This window comes from Arenibacterium sp. CAU 1754, from assembly GCF_054482635.1.
Window position 1 is genome coordinate 177,565 of the sequence record NZ_JBTLRG010000004.1, and the last position, 20,306, is coordinate 197,870.

A 20,306-nucleotide genomic window follows, 5' to 3' on the forward strand; every position below is an offset into this window, starting at 1 on the left:
TTGCATCACACCCATTTCGCCAGTGGCGGCAGGCTCATCAAAACCGCGTTGGCGTCATGCCCGGTTTCCAGCCCGAATTTCGTTCCCCGGTCATAGACAAGGTTATATTCGGCATAGAGGCCCCGGTGGATCAGCTGGGTGTCCTTGTCGGCATCGTCCCAATCCTGCACCCGGCGTTTTTCGACCAGCGGAACAAAGGCGGGCAGAAACGCGCGGCCGATGTCCTGCGTCAGGGCAAAATCCGCAGCCCAGTCACCGGTGCAATAGTCATCCATGAAAATGCCCCCTACCCCACGTGCCCGATGGCGGTGCGGAATATAGAAATATTCATCGGCCCATTCCTTGAGCCGCGGATAATGCGCCGCCCCATGCGGGTCGAGATGCTCTTTCTGCGTTGCGTGGAAATGCGCGGTGTCCTCATCATATTCGATGCACGGGTTCAGGTCGGACCCGCCCCCGAACCACCAGGCATGCGGGGTCCAGAACATCCGCGTGTTCATGTGCACCGCGGGGCAATGCGGGTTCTGCATATGCGCCACCAGCGAAATGCCCGAGGCCCAGAACCGCGGATCGTCCTTCATTCCCGGAATGCCCTTGCGCGCGGCCATGGCCGATTGCGCCCGCTCACCCAGCGTGCCGTAAACGGTGGACACATTGACCCCGACCTTTTCGAACACCCGGCCGCCGCGCATCATGCTCATCAACCCGCCGCCTGCGTCCGATCCGTCGTCCGAGGCGCGCCTGGTCTCGCTCACTTCGAACGTGCCCGGTTCGGCATCGGCCATCGGGCCCTTGTCGTGGCTGGTTTCCAGCCCCTCGAACGCCTCGACGATCTGATCGCGCAGGGTACGGAACCACGCCGATGCACTGGCTTTTTCTGTCTCATAAGGTACTGTCATTTCTGTCGGCCTGTTTCTTGAAGAGCTGGAATCTGGATATTTATGGACAGTCCCACGCCGGAGTCCGATCAGGACGGTGGCGTCGGGGCCGGGGCCGGGTCGATCAGGCTCCGGCCTCCGTCAAAGGTCAGGATTTGCCCGGTCATAAATCCGGCAGCATCCGACACAAGAAACTGTGCCGCTTCGGCCAGTTCGCTGGGGGCCGCGATCCGGCCCAGCGGTGTAAATTCCTCGATCTTCTGACGGTATTCGCGGTTGTCCTTGAGAAAGGATTTCAACGACGCACTCATCACCGATCCGATGGCCACGGCATTGACCCGAATGCGATGCGGTGCCAGCGCAACCGCCAGTGACCGGGTCATCTGATCCAGCGCGGCCGATGCCACCGAATAGGCCATCAATTCAGGATGGGTGCGGCGCGCGGAAATCGAGCTGAGATTCACGATAGCCCCCGCGCTCCCCTCGGTCTGACCTTCCGCTTGCTTGATCATCCGCTTGGCGACCAGCTGGCTCAGCCGCAGGGATGTCATGACGTTCTGCGCCAGCAACGTCTCAACAGTATTATCATCGGGGTTCAACGCATCGCTCAGTTCAACCTGACGCGCACCGTTGACCAGAATGTCGATCTGATCAAAGGCATCGATCGTGGCCGACAAAAGGTTCGCAATGGTCAACTTTTCGCGCAGATCGCCGGCAAAATACCGGATGTTGCCTTCTTCGGGTTGTTCGCCCAGTTCCTCGATCAGCGCCTTTTCGTCGGAATCGACGAACATCACGTTGGCGCCTTTTTCGGCAAATTGGCGACCGATCGCCAGCCCGATACCGTTGGCCGCGCCCGTGACGATGGCGGTTTTTCCCGCAATGGAAAAGGACATGCTGGTCTCCTTGGCTGTGCCGAGCGGGTTCAGTCTAGCGGTGTTCAGCGCCGCGGGCGAGAGGGCCGCGCCGCATGCAGGATTTTGAAACGATTGTCGCCGGCCACCTCTTCCACCTGCGCGAAACAGTCGTTCAGAGTGGACTCATACCCAAGATGCCGGTTCGCCACCATCCAAAGATGTCCCGACGGCGCCAGAATGCGCGCGGCGGCCCGGATGAAGGCCCGGCCCAATTCCGGATCGCTGGAGCGCCCGGTATGGAACGGCGGATTCATGATCACGCTGTCGACCCGGCCTTCGGGCCGCCAGTCCAGCGCATCGGCCCAGTGAAACGTGGCGCGCGGGTCGGTCACGTTCTGACGGGCACAGTTCAGCGCGATTTTGTTGGCCTCGACCAGATCGACCTGTTCGATCTGCGGATCGGCCAGAACATGCGCCGCCAGATATCCCCATCCCGCACCCAGATCGACGACATGCCGCCCCAGTTTCGCAGGCAGGGCCGCCGCCAGTTGGCGCGAGGCCGGGTCAATCCCGTCGGCGGAAAAGACCCCCGGCGCGGTGACGAACCCATCAACCTCTTGCGTGGCGGGCGCGCGCCAGGCCGAGACCGTTTCTGCATCGCCATCGAGCCAGAACAATTTGCCATGAGCCTTGGAAATGGGGCCGTGCGCCTCACCCAGCTTGCGCGCCTCTTTCCACAGGCTGTCGATGCCGTCAGTCTTTGCACCATCCACGATCACCGGCCCGTCGGTCAGCGCCATCGCCTCGGCCACCAGTGCGCGGGCCTGGGCCTTGGCGCGTGGAATGAAAACGACCGATGCGGCAAACCGGCCCGCATGCGCGCCCGGTTCCGCGACACAGGTGTATCCACCCGCCTCGAACGCTTTGAAATCGGGAAAGACCGGTTGAATGATCACACAACGGTCGCGCGGCAACGGCGACAGATCGATGTCGCCACGCGGGTGGAAGACGCCAATCGGCCCGTCATCAGGCAAAACAAGACCGCCCTGAGAACAGGCAAGGCTCAAACGCTGGGACATGAAATGCTCAGTCTTCCTTTTCCATCGTGCACTGCAAAGGGTGCTGATGGCGGCGGGCGAAATCCATGACCTGCCCGACCTTGGTTTCTGCAATCTCGTGACTGAAAACGCCTACGACCGCGACACCTTTCTTGTGCACCGTCAACATGATCTCGAACGACTGGGCGTGGGTCAGCCCGAAAAACCGCTCCAGCACCAGCACGACAAATTCCATCGGCGTATAGTCGTCGTTCAACAACAGAACCTTGTACAACGGCGGGCGCTTGGTCTTTGTCCGCGTTTCCACAAGGATCGAGGTGTCATTCTCGTCATCCGAGTTGTTCGACATGATCAAAGGCATGAGCAGCATGACGCAGGTTTGTCCGGTTTCGAAATTTCGAGTGAGCGTTTTTGCTTATATAACCCTATTGCCAGATTCGAAAAGACCAAGAGCACAGGTGATATATGCCCAAACATCTTACGACCGTCGGATTTGATGCCGATGACACGCTCTGGCACAATGAAATGTTCTTTAAACTGACCCAGCAACGCTTTGCCGATCTGCTGGCCGATTATGCGGAACCGGATCATCTTGGCAACCGGCTTCTGGCCGCGGAAAAGCGCAACATCGGTCAGTATGGGTTCGGGATTAAGGGCTTTGTTCTGTCCATGATCGAAACCGCGATCGAGGTGACCGAGCACCGGGTTCCGGCCAGCGTGATCAAGGAACTGCTTGAGGCGGGGCGCGATATGCTCGCCCATCCGATCGAATTGCTGCCGCACGCGCAGGCGGCGGTTGCGGCCGTCGCCGAAACCCATCGCGTGGTTCTGATTACCAAGGGCGATCTGCTTGATCAGGAACGCAAGCTGGCGCAATCGGGGCTGGGCGATATGTTTGATGGCGTCGAAATCGTTTCGGACAAAACACCCGATCGCTATGTCGAAATCTTCACGCGTCTTGGCGACGGCGTGGAACGGGCAATGATGGTGGGCAACTCGATGAAATCGGATGTGGTTCCGGTCGTATCCGCCGGGGGCTGGGGCGTCTTCGTCCCGCACGATCTGATGTGGGATCTGGAACATGCCGAACCACCCATCGCATCAGACCGCTATCATGCCCTGGATGATCTGGGAGGGTTATCCGATCTGATCCAGAAAATTGACTGACGGCGCAGTTAGAAAAGTCGCCAATTTGGCCAAAATCGCCGGTCTAGCGGATAGCCGATCCTGATCCGCTAGATGTTGTGAATCCGAGGCGCCACAAATCAAGAACGCCGTGCAAGCACCGGGTTTATTTTAAGTTTTTCCTGTGTTAGTCTTTATTCCATAAAATCAAAAGCCAGTCGGATAACCGGCGGCGTGAGGCAGACAGAGGCAATTATCGTGCAGGTACGGCTTAGCAGCCCGTCCCGTGTGGGCGTGTATTTATTCACCGCATTCTGGTTTTTAGTGGTTCTGCCACTAAGCGTCGTCGCCGCACCCTATGCGGCGCATGTGATCGACGCGCGCACAGGCGAGGTGCTGCATTCACGCAACGCGGATTCCCGGCTTCACCCGGCATCGCTGACCAAGATGATGACGCTCTACATCGCCTTCGAGGCGGTGCGGAACAAGGAAATCAGTCTCGACACGCAGGTGCGCATTTCCAAACACGCCGCCTCCGAACCGCCCTCCAAACTCGGCCTTCAGGCGGGCCAGCGCATTCAGTTCCGCCACCTGATCCGGGCCGCAGCCGTGAAATCGGCCAACGATGCCGCAACAGCGATCGGTGAGGCGATCAGTGGCAGCGAAGCCGCCTTTGCCCGTCGCATGACGCGCACCGCCAAGGCGCTGGGCATGACTCGCACGACATTCAAGAACGCCCATGGCCTGACCGAGTCCGGGCACCTGTCTACCGCCCGCGATATGACCCTGCTGGGCCGTCATCTGCTTTATGATTTCCCGCAATACTACAATCTGTTCTCGCGTCGCACGACCGTCGCAGGCGGAAAATCCGTCGCCAACACGAACCGTCGCCTGCTGGCAGCCTACCGCGGTGCGGACGGGATCAAGACCGGCTATACCCGCGCCGCTGGGTTCAATCTCGTTGCGTCGGCCGAACGAGGCAACGAGCGGGTAATCGCAACCGTTTTCGGCGGGAAATCTTCCAGCGCGCGCAACGCCAAGGTGGCCGAATTGCTTGACCTAGGGTTTCGGCGCGCGCCGTCGCGTGCCCCGGTCCGCAAACCCAGCCGACCCGAATACGTCGCACAGGGCAAGGTCATTCAGGGCACTGGCGGCGGCGGCAAAAGAGGTCCGGCGGGCAAGACCATCCGCCTTGTCGGCGCCGTGCAGAAAAGCCTTCGGCCAAAGGCGCGTGATGTAGCACCGGTTCTCGTCGCGGAGGCCGTGGTGGAAACCGCGAACGAGGCCGGCAGTCTGTTGCAGGCGCAAATCAACGCGGCCGTGGCCGAGGTCAAAGCCCCCACGCCAGCGCCGGTCGCCACCACCAAAACCGCATCAGACAAGGCCCCTGTGGCCGTCCCCCGCCCTGCGGCACGCCCCAAGGACTTGATCCTGGCCTCGACGGCTCCGACAATCGAGCCCGAACAGGAAATCGTCACCCGGCTCTCGACATCGGGGGGACGTCACTGGGGCATCAACGTGGGCCGCTACACCAGCCGCTATCAGGCCGAAAAGGTCTTGTTACGCACGGCCCTGTCGGAGATGTCCACGCTGGACGGCACCCTGCGCAAAGTCGTGCAATCGTCACGCGGGTTTGATGCGAACTTTCTCGGCATGACCCGCGAAACCGCCGACCTGGCCTGCCGCCGTCTGCAGGCGCGCAATGTCTCGTGCTTTATGATCGGCCCGTCCTGATCACCGCACCAAACACCCAAACGCAAAACGCCACCCTTTCAAACGGGTGGCGTTTTCATTTTCAGGGTTTGGGGTGATCGTCCCATTCATCCGACAGGATGCGGCGGCTGTCGCCCTCGGGATCGTCATACTGGTCAGATTTGACCGTGTAGATAAAGGCCAGCAGCCCCACGGCCCCCAACGTCAGCGATATCGGGATCAAATAGGTCAGAACACTCATTTCGCCCCCCTCAGCCGCAGCGCATTCAGCGACACGGTAATGGAAGAGGCCGACATCGCCAATGCGGCAATCAGCGGCGTGGCCAGTCCGGCCACGGCCAGCGGCACGGCAACGATGTTATAAAGCGTCGCAATGCGGAAATTTTCGCGGATGCGCCGGGTCGCACGGCCCGCCGTGTCACAGGCATCGGCGATCGGTTCCAGATCCTGGCCCAGAAGAACGATGTCCGATGCCACGCGTGCCGCATCCAGAGCCGACGCCGGGGATATCGACACATGTGCCGCGGCCAGCGCGGCGGTATCGTTCAAACCATCGCCGACCATCAGTACCTTGTGCCCCTGTGCGGCAAGCTCTTGCACGCGGGCCGCCTTGTCCGTGGGCAGGGCGCCCGCGACCCAATCGGCAATGTCCAGACGTCTGGCCAAGGCTGACACCGCCCCGGTTGTATCGCCCGAGATCATGATCACCTGCTTGCCCGCGTCGCGCAGGGCGCGAACGGCCTCGGACGCGCCGGGGCGCAGGGCGTCCTCGAACCGGAAGGCGCGCGGCATGTCCCCCTCGATCGACAACCAGGCCGTGGTGTTTTCCGCCTCGGGCGCGCCGACCCAACTGGCCCGGCCAAGACGCACACGCCGTCCGCTCCTGAAACCTTCCGTGCCATAGCCCGGAACTTCGGAAATGTCGTCCACCTCGGCCGGCGTGATCCCGGCCTCCTCGGCGGCGCTGCTCACGGCCTGCGCCAATGGGTGCGACGACGCGTTGGCCAGCGCTGCGGCAACGGCAACATCGGCCGCAGCATGGTCAGCGAGATTGGTCAAAACCGGGGTCCCAGCGGTCAGCGTTCCGGTCTTGTCAAAAACCACCGTGTCCACCTGCGCCAATCGCTCCAGCGCGGTGGCATGTTTGATCAGCATCCCCTTGCGGAACAACCGCCCCGACGCCGCCGTTGTCACCGCAGGCACGGCAAGGCCCAGCGCACAGGGGCAGGTGATGATCAGAACGGCGGCCGCGATATTCAGCGCCACGCGCACATCGCCCGACCACAGGTACCAACCCAAAAAGCTGAGCGCCGACAGGATATGCACCCCCGGCGCATAAAGTTTCGCCGCCGCATCCGCGAGCGATGTGTAGCGCGACCGCCCCGATTCAGCGATGGCCACCAGATCGGCCATGCGATGCAGGGAACTGTCCTGGCCCACGGCAGTGGCACGCACCGTCAGCGGCCCGGTCAGATTCACCTCGCCCGCGCTGACCACAAGGCCCGGCGCGGCAAAGACCGGCACGGTCTCGCCAGTCAACAAGGACCGGTCAAGTTCAGACTGTCCCGTAACAATTTCGCCATCCACCGGCATGCGCCCGCCGGGGCGCACCAACACCAGATCACCGACCGCCAGTTCGCCGACCGGCACTTCGACTTCAATCCCATCGACAATGCGGATGGCGCGCGGAACCTCGAGCGCGCTCAGCTCCTCGGCGGCGGATCGGGCAACGGCGCGGGTGCGATAATCAAGATAACGCCCCGCCAGAAGGAAAAAGGTCAACGTCAGCGCCGCATCGAAATAGGCATGCGCGCCCGACAACGAAGTTTCCCACAGCGACGTGACCAGCGCCAGAACGATGGCCAGAACGATCGGCACATCCATGTTCAGCCGTCCGACCGACAGGGCCGACCACGCATTGCGGAAAAACGGCTGCGCCGCATAGGCAATTGCCGGCAGGGTGATCGCGGCGGAAATCCAGTGGAACATGTCGCGCGTCGCATCCGACGCACCCGACCACACGGAAACCGAAAGAAGCATCACGTTCATCGAGGCAAACCCGGCTACCGCCAGCCGGATCAACAAGGCCCGCCCCGCAGTATCGGTCTGCGTCGCCGACAGCGCGCCGGCGTCCAGTTCATGCGCCTCGTATCCAAGCTGCCCAAGCAGCGTGACAAGTTCAGGCGCCGACACGTCCGGGTCGGCCTCGATCATTGCGCGCTTCAGGGTCAGGTTCACCCGCGCGCTGTTCACACCCGGATAATCCGACAACCCCCGCTCAACCGCAGAAATACAAGCCTGACAGTGGATCGTGGGCAGCGACAGCGCAATCCGCGCATCCTTGAGCGGAACCTCGACCGGCTTGGCCGGGACGGCCAGGCACCCCGGACAGGCTGCCGCCGAAGGGGGACGTGCCAGGGCCGTCATCGCATTACCCCCGCACGTGCAGGATGACACGCTGCGTAAATTCGGTGCCATTCGACGCGCGCGCGACCATGCGGATATTCCAGTTGCCCGCGCCCAGGTCGACAGGTGCGACATAGGCCGATCCGTCAAAGACGAAGTCGGGTTCGACGTCTTCCTTCACATGGGTTGCGCGGCCCAGCGTCGCCTTCAGCTTGGCAACCTCGACCGGGGCACCCTGTGCATCGGTGATCTCCAACCGCACCTGGCCGTCCTGCGCGTCGGCCCGCACAGTCCAGCCCAGCGCCTCCTGTGCCTTGCGGCGCACATCGAACTGCTGGCTGGCAACGAATGAGTTCTTGGCCTCAAGCCCAGGAAAAGTTTTCACTGCACTGTAAGCGAGGGCGATATTGACAGCGATGATGACGCCAAACGCACCAATAAACAGGGCGGCGGCATGTTTGCCGGTGAATTCGCGTTGTGCCATGGGTCAGTTTCCCTTGCCGTTGAAAGTGGTGTCCTTATGGGCCCGGTCACCGTTACTCAGGTCCTCGACCCAGAATCGGACCGGCGTGCTTTCGGCCAAGGATGGGGCAGAACTGCCGGGCGAGACAACATAAACCCGCTGGAGCATCGCCGTGTCTGCCGGAACCTGCACCGATTCATAGGGCGTGCCTTCCAGTTGGATGCGCAGGGTCGGGTCGCCCTCGACCGCCATTTTGAACTGGCGCGGTTCACCGTTCTTGTTGCGCAGCCGAACGTCATAGGTGTTTCGGATCGATCCGTCAGACAGGGTCACATAGGTCGGGTTGCGGATCGGCGCGACGGTCAATTCAATATCCGAGCGGATGAACAGAGCAAATACCAGCCCGATCCCCACGAGCGACCACAGAACCGTGTACATAATGGTCCGCGGGCGCAAAATGTGCAGCCAGATATTGCGCGGCTCTTCGCCTGCACGTTCCCGCGGCTCGTCCGACAGGGCCATGTAATCGATCAAGCCGCGCGGCTTGCCCGTCTTTTCCATGATCTCGTCACAGGCGTCGATGCACAGGGCGCAGGTGATACACTCCAACTGCTGACCATCGCGAATGTCTATGCCCACGGGACAAACGTTGACGCAGGCCATGCAGTCGATGCAATCGCCCTGCGGCGCGCCTGCCTTGACCTCCTCGGAATGTTTCCGCGGTTCCCCGCGCCATTCGCGATACCCGACAACCAACGTATCCTCGTCCATCATCGCGGCTTGGATGCGCGGCCAGGGGCAGGCATAAATGCAAATCTGTTCGCGCGCGAACCCGCCAAACAAGAAGGTCGTCAGGGTCAGGATGGCCATGGTCGTATAGGCCACCGGATGGGCGTTGCCCGTCACCAGATCACGCAGCAGCGTCGGCGCATCCGAGAAATAAAACACCCAAGCCCCGCCGGTGGCGAGGCCGATCAGCAACCAGACAACCCATTTGGTCAATCGCAACCGGGCCTTACGGAAATCCATTTTTTTCTGCCTGTGCAGGCGCAAACGCGCGTTGCGATCGCCTTCGATCCAACGCTCCACAAGAATGAAAAGGTCGGTCCAAACCGTTTGCGGACAGGCATAGCCACACCAGACCCGACCAAGGGCCGAGGTAAACAGGAACAGCCCCAACCCGGCCATGATCAGCAACCCGGCCACGAAATAGAACTCGTGCGGCCAGATTTCGATCCAGAAGAAATAGAACCGCCGGTTCGCCAGATCCAGCAGAACCGCCTGATCCGGAAGGCTTGGCCCCCTGTCCCACCGGATCCACGGGGTGATATAATAAATGCCCAGCGTTACAGCCAGGATGAACCATTTCAGGTTGCGGAATTTGCCGGAAACCCGCTTGGGAAAAATCGGCTCACGCGCGGCATAAAGGCTGGGGGCTGGGTTTGTATCGCTCAAGGGATCTCTCGGGATTCGGAGTGTTTGATGTGCCCCTTCTCTCAGAACGCGAACCAGACAACTTTGACATGGGTCAAAAAGGGCATCCTATAGTCACGTTTTCACCAATTGCAGGGGCTTGACGCGTTGCCCCCCGTGCTTTGGGAGGTGGCGATTTCCATCGCTCCGGACGGATACCGGAATAATATCGTTATTTGCATGTTTCAGTTTCGCGAAATACTGTCTCGCAACGGAAATCGAGTTTTTGAGGATCAAGATATATGACAACTTATTCAGTGAGCGGGTACGCAGTTTATTACGACAGTTTCACAGGCGCCTTTCTGGATATCGATGGGTCCGGCATAACTCTCGATTTTGTCGCGCCTGACAACCTCACGACATTCAGTTTTCAATACGAGTCGGTCCTTCCCGGACAGACGGCTTTGGGTATAGAAAACGCCCAGATCAATTTTTTCGGGTACAATTTCTGGGTCGGCGGCGACGACTCCAAGCAAAACGGATATAATTCGGACTATAACCTATTTGTTGATCTCGACTGGACCTACGCTGGCGCGAACAGTGCGGCCTTGCTGGATATGTATTTCAGCAACGTTTCGGTTCCCGGCCTTGGCGTTGTCGACGTCGAATATTTCTTTTCGATGAATGGCGATCCGTTTCCGGTCATGACCACCCAAGCGCAATTTTCTGCATTCCTGAACAGTTTCACGTCTGTCGGTCCTCTCACCGGGTCCTACGGCCCTTACACAAACATTTCCCTGTCCAGCCTGAACGGGACAGTGACGGAAAACGACACGATCATTGGCAGCTTCCTTGATGAGACCCTGAATGGCGGCGCCGGAAATGACGACATTGACGGCGGATCGGGCAACGACACATTGAACGGTGGGTCGGGCAACGACATTTTCCGCAACGGCTTTGGTTCGGACCACATGAACGGCGGCACTGGCATCGACACGATGGATTACTCGGATGCGTTTTCGGGTCTGATCGTGGATTTTGAGAACGGTGCCTCCAACAGCGGCGAGGCCTTTGGCGACACTTTCACCGACGTCGAAATCCTCCTTGGCGGAGATTTCGACGACGATCTGCGCGGTGACGATGCGGATAACACGCTCGACGGGGGCGATGGCAAGGATCACTTGAATGGACGCGGCGGGGCCGACATCCTGAAAGGCGGGCTGGGCACGGACCGCGCCGTTTATGCCGATGCGGCGGCAGGGGTCACTGCCGACCTCGGGGCCTCGGCCAACAACAAGGGCGAGGCCGCAGGCGACACCTATTTCTCGATCGAAGACTTGGAAGGCAGCACAAATCGTGATGATCTGCGCGGCAACAACGCGAACAACGCGATCTGGGCCAACGCCGGCAATGACACCCTGCACGGACGCGGTGGCGATGACGTTCTCAGGGGCGAAGCCGGCGATGATGTCCTGCTTGGCGGTCTGGGGGCCGATACCCTGAACGGCGGCAGCGGCATCGACACGGCCAGTTATGCCAAGGCCAAAGCGGCCGTAACAGTCGACCTCACCGATGCTCTTTTGAACACTGGCGAGGCGGCGGGCGATACCTTTACCGCGATCGAAAACATTACGGGTAGCAACTACGACGACACCCTCACGGGATCGGCCAAAGCCAATATCATTCAGGGCGGCAAAGGCTCGGACCTTCTCTTAGGACTGTCGGGTGACGATACCCTGAACGGTGGGGCTCTGGCCGATGAACTTGAAGGCGGAATTGGCGATGACATCCTGAAAGGCGGCGGCGGGAACGATCTTTTGTCGGGTGATCAGGGCGCCGATACCCTGTTGGGCGGCAAGGGTAAGGATACGGCCTCATACGCGTCGGCGGCCTCGGGTGTGGTTGCGGACTTTGTCAATTCGGCGAACAACACGGGCTATGCGGCAGGCGACACCTATTCACAGGTCGAAAATCTGGTTGGCAGCGACTATGCCGATACCCTTTCTGGCAATGGCGGCGGCAACCGCATTCAGGGCGGGCGCGGCAATGACGTGCTGAACGGGCGCGGCGGCAATGACGATCTGCGGGGCGGCAATGGCCGCGATACGATCAACGGCGGCGGCGGCGATGACTACATGATCGGCGGCAAAGGCATTGATACCTTTGAGTTCAAATCTGGCGCTGACGTGATCGCCGACTTTGACAACGACCGGCTGCGGCTCGACGATTCCCTGTGGGGCAACGTTACGCTGACCAAGGCCGAAATCCTGGACTTTGCCGCCGTGGTGGGCAGCGATACGGTTTTTGATTTTGGCGGCGGCAATACCCTGACACTCGAAGGGTACACCGACATCGCGGGCCTCGACCCGTTGTTGTCGGTCTTCTGAGGCCGCTCAGGCCGCTTTTGCCGCGCGGCGCAACCACGCCTGAAAGGTGCGCGCCGCCGGCCGCAAGACACCGGGCCGGGTGACAATATGATAGCCTTTGTCGCCCGGCTCTTCGTGCAGGGCCACGACCCGCCCGACCTCGATATCCGCCTCGACGAAGGTGCGCACGGTCACGGCGACCCCTTGCCCGTTGCGCACCCCGTCCAGCACCAGATTGCCGGGCACCTGAACCGTCGGGCCGATGATACCCTGCTCAAACCCTTTGCTGCGCAGCCAATTTGATCCTTCGGTCGTGCCCAACTCCTCAAGCCACGGCAATTCTGACAGGTCAGCCAATTGCGTCGTCTTGCGCCCTTTCAACAGGGCCGGTGCGGCGATGACGACCAGGGGCGATTGCACAAGCATTTCCGCATCGAGTCCCGTCCAATCCCCGGACCCGTATCTGAGCGCAATATCAAAGCCGCCCGGTTTCAGATCGACGAGAATCGGCGACGGATCAAGCATCAGGTTCACTGCCGGATGCGCCGCTCGGAAGTCCGACAGACGCGGCATCAGCCAGTTCGCGGCGAAACTGGGCGTCGACGAAATGTGAACCGCCCTTGCTGCATCGGCCCCGGTCAATTCGTTCACAACCGATGAAATTGCCCCGAACCCAACCTGTAGTGCCTGTGCCAGTTGCGCGCCTGCGTCCGTCAGCCTCAGCGCCCGCCCGGACCGGTCCAACAGGGTCACACCCATATGCTCCTCAAGGGCGCGTAATTGCTGACTTATGGCAGCATGGCTCACATTCAACGCTTCACCCGCCTGCACCACGTTTCCCGCCTCGACAAAGGCAGAAAAGGCGCGCAGCGCGGCCAGCGGAGGCATGTCCCGCCACATCATATGTTAGCTGATCTAACATGTATCATAATTCGTTTTCTCGCATTATTCGGCCATTCGGGCAACCATGCTTGCAGTTACCCAACCACAGGAGCCCAAGATGCTGAACATTCTTGCAAGCAGTTTCATGACCGCAACCCGGACCGGCCAGGTGCGCGTCCACGACGTACCGCCCAAAACAACAGCGCGCCGCAAGCGCCGCTGGAATGCGCCCAGCCGCTGGATCGACCCAAACCACCTTTGAACAATAAAAAACGCCCCGGATGATTTCCGGGGCGTTTGGTGGTAAACAGGTGTCGGCTTTTCAGGAAACGCGCGAACAGATCGAAAAGCCGACACCGCGCTTCCGGTCCGGGACTCCGGTCCGGAAGTGTCCGGTCAGACGGTTATTCGCCGCCTCCCAACTGGTGAACATAGACCGCAACGGCGCGCACCTGCGCCGGCGTCAGACGCTCGGACCAAGGCGGCATCACACCATAGCGACTGTTGGTAACAGTCTGCATCAGCGTGTCGTAGTCCCCACCGTAGAGCCAGATCGCATCGCTAAGGTTCGGAGCACCCTGTTCACGATCGCCTATGCCGTCTTCCATGTGGCAGGCCGCACAGTTGTCCTCGAACACGACCGCACCAGCCTCGACCAGGGCCGGATCATTCGCGGTGCCACCCGACAGGGTCTGCACATAGTTGACGACCTGGGTGATTTCCTCAGCTTCAAGGATTTCACCGAAGGCGGGCATTTCGGAATACCGCGCATCGTCATCCTCTTCGTTGCGGATGCCGTGCAGAATGGTGGTATGAATTGCTTCGATATCACCGCCCCACAGCCAGTCGTCGTCCAGCAGGTTGGGATAGCCCTTGGCCCCGCCCGCGCCCGACCCGTGGCACTGTGCGCACCATGTGCGGAAAACGGCGCTGCCGGAAGATACCGCATAATCGTTCAAGTCGGCATCGCCGGAAATCGCGTCCAGTTCGGCCGACGCGAGGCGTTCGTTGATGGCCGCGTTCGCCGCCTCGGCCTTGGCGATCTCCTCGGCCACCTCGGCGCGGGTTGAATATCCCAGAACACCTGCCGTTGCGCTGTTGATCATCGGCCAGGCCGGGTAGGCAATGGTGTACCCGATGGCCCAGACGATACAGGCATAAAAGGTCCACAGCCACCAGCGCGGCAATGGGTTGTTGAATTCTTCGATGCCGTCCCAGCTGTGACCGGTGGTTTCCGGATCACCCTTCTGTTTTGGGGGTACTTTACTCATTGCCGCGCCTCCTCGGGATTGGCGGGTTTGTCTTCGTGACGGAACGGGATGTTTGCCGTGTCATCATAGGTCTTACTGGCGCCCGGGCGGAACACCCAGGCAATGACGCCAACAAAGAACACGAACAGGGCAAGAAGCATCCAGCTGTCTGCAAATTCGCGCAGGAAGGAATAGATTTCCATGTTTCCCTCCCTCAGCGGCTTGCGTCAGGCGTGAAGGTCGAGAAATCGACCAGCGTGCCCAACATCTGCAAATAAGCGATCAGCGCATCCGCCTCGGACACACCGGGCGCGCCGTCAAAGTTGCGCACCTGTGCCCCCGGATAGCGTTCCAGCATCGCATCGTAATCGGCGTCCGGATCGGCTTGTGCGGCAAAATCCGCCGCCGCGTTTTCGATCATCGCCTCGTCATACGGGACACCCACGAACTGATGGGTTTCCATCAGGTCCTGAATGTACTTGCCGTCGATCATCTTGCGCTCGAGGAAGCCGTATTTCGGCATGACCGATTCCGGCACGACCGACTGCGGGTCGCGCAGGTGGTCCACGTGCCATTCATCCGAATACCGTCCGCCAACCCGGGCCAAATCCGGCCCGGTCCGTTTTGACCCCCACTGGAACGGGTGGTCATACATCGACTCGGCGGCCAGGCTGTAGTGGCCATAGCGTTCGACCTCGTCCCGCATCGGGCGGATCATCTGGCTGTGACAGACATAGCACCCTTCTCGGATATAGATTTCACGACCGGTCAGTTCGAGGGGAGAGTAGGGACGCATCCCCTCGACCTTTTCGATTGTGTTCTCGAGGTAGAACAACGGTACGATCTGCACGAGCCCGCCGATGGTCACGACCAGAAAGCTGAAGATCAGCAGCAGGGTCGCGTTGGTCTCAAGTATCTTGTGTTTGTCGAGAATTGCCATTGTCTGGCCTCCTTATTCGGCCGGAATGGCTGCTGCGAGGTTGGCCTCTCGGGCCGGCGCCGCACGCACAGTCATCCACAAATTATAGCACATGATCAGCGCACCGGTGAGATACATCACACCACCCAGACCACGCACGACATACATCGGGAACTTGGCCGACACGGTTTCCGCGAACGAGTTCACGAGGAAGCCGTTGGGGTCCACTTCGCGCCACATCAGGCCTTCCATGATACCGGTCACCCACATGGATGCCGCGTAGAGAACAATCCCGATCGTGGCCAGCCAGAAGTGCCAGGACACCAGGCGCAGCGAATAGAGCGCCTCGCGCTTCCACAGCACCGGAACCAGGAAATACAGAGCACCAAAGGAGATCATGCCGTTCCAGCCCAATGCACCGGAATGCACGTGGCCAATGGTCCAGTCGGTATAGTGGCTGAGCGAGTTGACCGCGCGGATCGACATCATCGGACCTTCAAAGGTCGACATGCCGTAAAACCCGATCGAGATCACCATCATCCGGATCACCGGGTCGGTGCGCAGCTTGTCCCATGCACCCGACAGGGTCATCAGGCCGTTGATCATGCCGCCCCAGCTGGGCATCCACAGAACGATCGAGAACACCATGCCAAGGGTCGAGGCCCAGTCAGGCAGAGCCGTGTAATGCAAATGGTGCGGGCCCGCCCAGATATAAAGGAAGATCAGCGCCCAGAAGTGGATGATCGACAGTTTATAGCTGTAAACCGGACGCTCGGCCTGTTTCGGCACGAAATAGTACATCATGCCCAGGAAACCGGCTGTCAGGAAAAAGCCCACCGCATTGTGGCCGTACCACCATTGCGTCATGGCATCCTGCACGCCCGAGAACACCTGCACCGACCGGCTGCCCCAGATCGAAACAGGGATCGACAGGTTGTTGAACACATGCAGCATCGCCACCGTGACGATGAACGACAGGTAGAACCAGTTCGCCACGTAAATGTGACGCTCTTTGCGCTTGATGATCGTTCCCAGGAACACGGCCAGATAGGCCAGCCAGACGACCGTCAGCCACAGGTCCACATGCCATTCCGGCTCAGCGTATTCTTTGGACTGGGTCGACCCCAGCAAATAGCCGGTGGCCGCCAGCACGATAAAGAGCTGGTACCCCCAGAAAACGAACCACCCGAGGTTACCGCCCCAAAGCCGTGCGGCGCTGGTGCGCTGTACGACATAGAACGATGTCGCGATCAGGGCGTTGCCCCCAAATGCGAAAATCACCGCCGAGGTGTGCAGCGGGCGCAACCGCCCGAAATTGGCATATCCCTGCGCCCAATCGAAATTGAGCTGCGGAAACGCGAGTTGAAACGCGATGACCACGCCAACGAGAAAGCCGACAACGCCCCAAAAAGCAGTTGCGATCACGCCTGCTCGCACCACCGAGTCGAAATACTCGTTCGTGGGAACAGCCGCGACAGGGTCTCCTGTGCGTCGCAGAGTATGGATGAAGAGGCCAAAGGCCACGACCATCACGATAATAGCGTGCACCATGTAAGCCGCGTCACGTGCGTAGTTGATTCCGATCATCGCAAACAGAGTGATCAAACCAAGCACGATCAGCTTGATATAATTAGACATTTTGCGTCCCTTTGCCATGTCCCGGGCGATTCTGTCGCCGCCCCAGACGGATTTAGACTGATTGCTTAGTGCAAAACAGTAGGCTTTGCTGCCTTGATCTGTATCAAGACGCGTGCGCCATTTCTGTGAGAGGCATTCATTAATCACACTCCAGCCGCCCGACCCGCGGCACAACAGTCAGACCGACGAGGTAGAAATGGCTTACAAATCTCTGTTGACGGTACTTACCGACCCGAAAATCGCCGATGCGGCCCTGTCACAGGTGATTGCCTTGGCCGAGGCGCAGGACGCGCATGCCGAAGCTCTTTGTCTGGGCGTGGATCGCACGCAGACAGGATATTACTATGCCGGCGCGAATGCCCTGGTGTTGCAGGAAACACTGGCCCGTGCCCATGCCGAGGCCGCCGAAATTCTGGAATATGCGAAAACCGTGCTGGGCCGGTCGGGTGTGCGCTGGTCTGCCGACGAAGGGGTCGCGCAGATCGCAGATCTGGGGCGCCACGTCGCGCATCACTCCCGCTTCTCGGATCTCGTGATCCTGCCCCGCCCCTATGGCGAAGGGCGTGGCGCCGAGGTCGAGGCCGTTGTCGAGGCGGCCCTGTTCGAAGGGCATGCGCCGGTCATGGTCGTGCCCGATGACGCCAAACCCGTCAGTAACCCCAAACAGGTCATCGTGGCCTGGAACGAAAGCGTTGAGTCGATGATCGCCATCCGCAAGGCCCTGCCATTCCTGCAAGCGGCCGATACGGTGCGTATCGTTGTGATCGACCCGCCGACCCACGGCCCGGAACGCTCGGACCCCGGCGGCCTGCTCAGCCAGATGCTGGCGCGCCACGGTGTGAATTGTGAAATCGACGTTCTGTCCAAATCGATGTCCCGCGTGTCGGACATTCTGAACCGCCATGTGACGGATACGGCGTCGGACATGGTCGTCATGGGCGCCTATGGTCACTCCCGCTTTCGCGAGGCAATTCTGGGTGGCGCCACGCGCAACATGCTGGAGAAAGCAACTGTTCCGGTCCTCATGGCGCACTGAGCGAAACGGAAAACGCCCCGCACATGGCGGGGCGTTTCACAATAAATCAGGTCTGCCGCGGATCAGTCGACATATCCGCCATCACTGTCGTCACCGGCCTCATCCATCAGGCGGCGCATGTCAGGCACTGTCACGCGCCGTTTGCCTTCCAGTTCGATGACACCGTCGCGTTTCAGCGCCGACACCTGCCGACTGACGGTTTCAAGGGTCAGACCCAGATAATCGGCCATCGCCTCGCGCGTGAGCGGCAGTTCGAACGCAACCGAAGACGAGTCCTGATCGCTTTCTTGCGACGGATCCCGGCGGGCGATGATGCTCAGCAGGCTGGCAATCTTTTCGCGCGCGGTCTTGCGCCCCAGCACCAGCATCCATTCGCGCGCGGCGTCCAGTTCATCCAGCGTCATTTCCAAAAGACGCTGGGCGATGTGGGGCGTGTCCCGCATCATGCTTTCGAACGGTTTCTTGCGGAAACAGCACATCACCAGATCCGTGGTGGCAACAACGTCATAGGCAGAACCCTCGCGCCCCGGGCGGCCCACGAAATCCGACGGCAACAACAGGCCGACCATCTGGGTGCGCCCGTCCTCCATCGTCTGTGTCAAAGTCGCGATTCCCGACACAACCGATCCGACAAAATCCATGTTGTCGTTGGACCAGATGATCGTCTGTCCTGCTTCATAGCTGCGGTAATACTTCATCTCTTCGAGACGGTTCAATTCGTCTGACTCGCACCGGGCACAGACCGCACGATGCCGAATAGGACAATCGCCACAGTTTGGAGACATCTTCGTGCTGGGAACGTTCATGTTTTTATCCAGTTGATCTGCATCAAGGCAATGTAGGAATGATACTAGTTAATTCCAGAACATGATAACCAAAACTAATCTCGCCCGACTGGGACTATTTGACACGAGGGTACCACGGTACACGAGTTACCCGACAGCCCCCCATTTCAATAATGATGTCGGGGCGGCGGAGTATCGCGACTGGATATCCCAGATCGAACCGGGTCGCTCGGTTTCGATGTACATCCATGTCCCTTTTTGTCGGCGCCTGTGCTGGTTCTGCGCCTGTCGCACCCAGGGCACCCAGAAGACCGAGCCGGTGGCCGCCTATCTCGAAACGCTCAAGGCCGAATTGGCGTTGCTGGCCAAGCAGTTGCCCGAAGGGGTCACCCTGTCGCGCCTGCACTGGGGCGGCGGCACGCCGACGCTGATGTCGGCGGAAATGATGACCGATCTGGCGCAAACCATCGCGCGCGTTGCGCCATTGGCCAAGGATGCCGAATTCTCGGTCGAAATTGACCCCAACGAAGTTGACGAAGAGCGGCTTGATGCGCTTGCCGCTGCCGGCATGAACCGCGCGTCGATCGGGGTTCAGGATTTCGACGAAGAGATTCAGAAGATCATCGGTCGCATCCAAAGTTACGACGTGACCGCCAAAGCGGTCGACATGATTCGAGCGCGGGGAATCAAGAGTCTGAACGCCGATATCCTGTTCGGTTTGCCGCACCAGACCCGCACGCGTATGACCGACAGCGTGCAAAAACTGCTGTCGCTGAACCCGGACCGCGTTGCGCTTTATGGCTATGCGCATGTGCCATGGATGGCGCGTCGGCAATCGCTGATCCCGTCCGATGCCCTGCCAACCCCGCAGGAACGTCTGGAGCTTTTCGAAACCGCGCGCCACCTGTTCGTCTGGGACAACTACAACGAAATCGGTATCGACCATTTCGCGACGCCCGAGGACGGGCTGAGCCGCGCGCAAAAGGCTGGCCGCCTGCGCCGCAATTTCCAGGGTTACACTGACGATGACTCCGACGTTCTGATCGGGGTCGGCGCATCGTCCATCTCGCGATTCCCGCAGGGTTATGCCCAGAACGCGCCATCGACCTCCGCCCATACCGCCAGGATACGGGATGGCAATTTCTCGACCGAGCGGGGGCACACATATCGCGGCGAAGACGCGATGCGTGCCCGCATGATCGAGGCGCTGATGTGCGATTTTCGCATCGACGCAAAGGAAATCCGCGACCGCTTTGGCATCGGTCAGGCGCAGTTGGATCAGATGTTCCGCGACGCCGACGCCGCATTCGAAGGCAATCTCGTGCACAGCCCGGATGGGTTGTTCATTCCACAGAAGGCCCGGCCGCTTGCGCGTCTGATTGCCCGCCATTTCGATGCTTATGAGCTGAGCAAGGCCGGCCACAGTTCCGCGATCTGACAGCGCCGCAACAGGCTCAGGCAATTTTTGGGTGACAACGCCCTACGGCGCACCGCATCCTTGCCCTGCATGTCAGGAG

Annotated in this window: 20 protein-coding genes; 6 read left to right on the top strand and 14 right to left on the bottom strand. The window is 60.1% G+C overall.

Annotated elements, in window-relative coordinates:
* Positions 1–5: 5 nt before the first annotated feature.
* The 4 genes from hemF to clpS all read right to left on the bottom strand — a co-directional run bounded on the left by hemF (position 6) and on the right by clpS (position 3,163).
* On the bottom strand, positions 6–899 hold the full coding sequence (gene hemF / locus ACXYMO_RS15475; protein ID WP_458879631.1) for an oxygen-dependent coproporphyrinogen oxidase: 894 nt from the start codon (positions 897–899) through the stop codon (positions 6–8).
* 68 nt (positions 900–967) lie between these two features.
* Positions 968–1,774 carry an SDR family NAD(P)-dependent oxidoreductase gene (locus tag ACXYMO_RS15480; RefSeq protein ID WP_458879632.1) on the bottom strand — a complete coding sequence of 269 codons (807 nt, stop codon included), beginning with the start codon at positions 1,772–1,774 and terminating at the stop codon, positions 968–970.
* A gap of 44 nt (positions 1,775–1,818) precedes the next feature.
* Complete coding sequence (locus ACXYMO_RS15485; RefSeq protein WP_458879633.1) at positions 1,819–2,814, bottom strand: class I SAM-dependent methyltransferase; 996 nt, start codon at positions 2,812–2,814, stop codon at positions 1,819–1,821.
* A gap of 7 nt (positions 2,815–2,821) precedes the next feature.
* A complete protein-coding gene (clpS, locus tag ACXYMO_RS15490; RefSeq protein ID WP_458879634.1) occupies positions 2,822–3,163 on the bottom strand; it encodes an ATP-dependent Clp protease adapter ClpS in 342 nt (113 codons plus the stop codon).
* Positions 3,164–3,258: 95 nt separating this feature from the next.
* Between clpS and ACXYMO_RS15495 the strand changes: the two genes are divergently transcribed.
* Positions 3,259–3,960, top strand: a complete 702-nt coding sequence (locus tag ACXYMO_RS15495; RefSeq protein ID WP_458879635.1) for an HAD family hydrolase — start codon at positions 3,259–3,261, stop codon at positions 3,958–3,960.
* Positions 3,961–4,206: 246 nt separating this feature from the next.
* Positions 4,207–5,652, top strand: a complete 1,446-nt coding sequence (locus tag ACXYMO_RS15500) for a D-alanyl-D-alanine carboxypeptidase family protein (RefSeq protein ID WP_458879840.1) — start codon at positions 4,207–4,209, stop codon at positions 5,650–5,652.
* A gap of 61 nt (positions 5,653–5,713) precedes the next feature.
* On the opposite strand, the gene ccoS is transcribed toward ACXYMO_RS15500, so the two are convergent.
* The 4 genes from ccoS to ccoG are packed head-to-tail and all read right to left on the bottom strand — an operon-like array spanning position 5,714 to position 9,955.
* Entirely contained in the window at positions 5,714–5,872 is a 159-nt protein-coding gene (gene ccoS / locus ACXYMO_RS15505; RefSeq protein ID WP_458879636.1) for a cbb3-type cytochrome oxidase assembly protein CcoS, read from the bottom strand.
* Positions 5,869–8,058, bottom strand: coding sequence for a heavy metal translocating P-type ATPase (locus ACXYMO_RS15510; protein ID WP_458879637.1), 2,190 nt, complete (start codon positions 8,056–8,058; stop codon positions 5,869–5,871). Before ACXYMO_RS15510 ends, ccoS begins: the two co-directional genes overlap by 4 nt.
* Before the next feature lie 4 nt (positions 8,059–8,062).
* A complete protein-coding gene (locus tag ACXYMO_RS15515) occupies positions 8,063–8,521 on the bottom strand; it encodes a FixH family protein (protein ID WP_458879638.1) in 459 nt (152 codons plus the stop codon).
* A 3-nt stretch (positions 8,522–8,524) separates the two neighbouring features.
* The gene (ccoG, locus tag ACXYMO_RS15520; protein WP_458879639.1) at positions 8,525–9,955 is read right to left on the bottom strand and encodes a cytochrome c oxidase accessory protein CcoG; all 1,431 of its coding nucleotides are present in this window, start codon (positions 9,953–9,955) and stop codon (positions 8,525–8,527) included.
* 260 nt (positions 9,956–10,215) lie between these two features.
* Here ccoG and ACXYMO_RS15525 point away from each other — a divergent pair, with 260 nt between their 5' ends.
* Positions 10,216–12,300 carry a hypothetical protein gene (locus ACXYMO_RS15525; RefSeq protein WP_458879640.1) on the top strand — a complete coding sequence of 695 codons (2,085 nt, stop codon included), beginning with the start codon at positions 10,216–10,218 and terminating at the stop codon, positions 12,298–12,300.
* Between the two features lie 6 nt (positions 12,301–12,306).
* On the opposite strand, the gene ACXYMO_RS15530 is transcribed toward ACXYMO_RS15525, so the two are convergent.
* Positions 12,307–13,182: a LysR family transcriptional regulator gene (locus ACXYMO_RS15530; RefSeq protein ID WP_458879641.1), complete on the bottom strand. Its 876-nt coding sequence runs from the start codon at positions 13,180–13,182 to the stop codon at positions 12,307–12,309.
* A 97-nt stretch (positions 13,183–13,279) separates the two neighbouring features.
* On the opposite strand from ACXYMO_RS15530, the gene ACXYMO_RS15535 reads away from it, so the two are divergent.
* A complete protein-coding gene (locus ACXYMO_RS15535) occupies positions 13,280–13,423 on the top strand; it encodes a hypothetical protein (RefSeq protein WP_458879642.1) in 144 nt (47 codons plus the stop codon).
* Positions 13,424–13,565: 142 nt separating this feature from the next.
* On the opposite strand, the gene ccoP is transcribed toward ACXYMO_RS15535, so the two are convergent.
* From ccoP to ccoN, 4 genes are read right to left on the bottom strand one after another with little or no spacing between them, the layout of a single operon-like run.
* Complete coding sequence (gene ccoP / locus ACXYMO_RS15540; RefSeq protein ID WP_458879643.1) at positions 13,566–14,432, bottom strand: cytochrome-c oxidase, cbb3-type subunit III; 867 nt, start codon at positions 14,430–14,432, stop codon at positions 13,566–13,568.
* Positions 14,429–14,614 carry a cbb3-type cytochrome c oxidase subunit 3 gene (locus ACXYMO_RS15545; protein WP_458879644.1) on the bottom strand — a complete coding sequence of 62 codons (186 nt, stop codon included), beginning with the start codon at positions 14,612–14,614 and terminating at the stop codon, positions 14,429–14,431. Before ACXYMO_RS15545 ends, ccoP begins: the two co-directional genes overlap by 4 nt.
* A gap of 11 nt (positions 14,615–14,625) precedes the next feature.
* Positions 14,626–15,351, bottom strand: a complete 726-nt coding sequence (ccoO, locus tag ACXYMO_RS15550; protein ID WP_458879645.1) for a cytochrome-c oxidase, cbb3-type subunit II — start codon at positions 15,349–15,351, stop codon at positions 14,626–14,628.
* A 12-nt stretch (positions 15,352–15,363) separates the two neighbouring features.
* Positions 15,364–16,968, bottom strand: coding sequence for a cytochrome-c oxidase, cbb3-type subunit I (ccoN, locus tag ACXYMO_RS15555; RefSeq protein WP_458879646.1), 1,605 nt, complete (start codon positions 16,966–16,968; stop codon positions 15,364–15,366).
* Positions 16,969–17,164: 196 nt separating this feature from the next.
* On the opposite strand from ccoN, the gene ACXYMO_RS15560 reads away from it, so the two are divergent.
* Positions 17,165–18,004, top strand: coding sequence for a universal stress protein (locus tag ACXYMO_RS15560; protein ID WP_458879647.1), 840 nt, complete (start codon positions 17,165–17,167; stop codon positions 18,002–18,004).
* A 62-nt stretch (positions 18,005–18,066) separates the two neighbouring features.
* Here the strand turns inward: ACXYMO_RS15560 and fnrL are convergent, their stop codons facing one another.
* Positions 18,067–18,810 carry a transcriptional regulator FnrL gene (gene fnrL / locus ACXYMO_RS15565; RefSeq protein ID WP_458879648.1) on the bottom strand — a complete coding sequence of 248 codons (744 nt, stop codon included), beginning with the start codon at positions 18,808–18,810 and terminating at the stop codon, positions 18,067–18,069.
* 61 nt (positions 18,811–18,871) lie between these two features.
* On the opposite strand from fnrL, the gene hemN reads away from it, so the two are divergent.
* Entirely contained in the window at positions 18,872–20,227 is a 1,356-nt protein-coding gene (gene hemN, locus ACXYMO_RS15570; RefSeq protein ID WP_458879649.1) for an oxygen-independent coproporphyrinogen III oxidase, read from the top strand.
* Positions 20,228–20,306 lie beyond the last annotated feature (79 nt).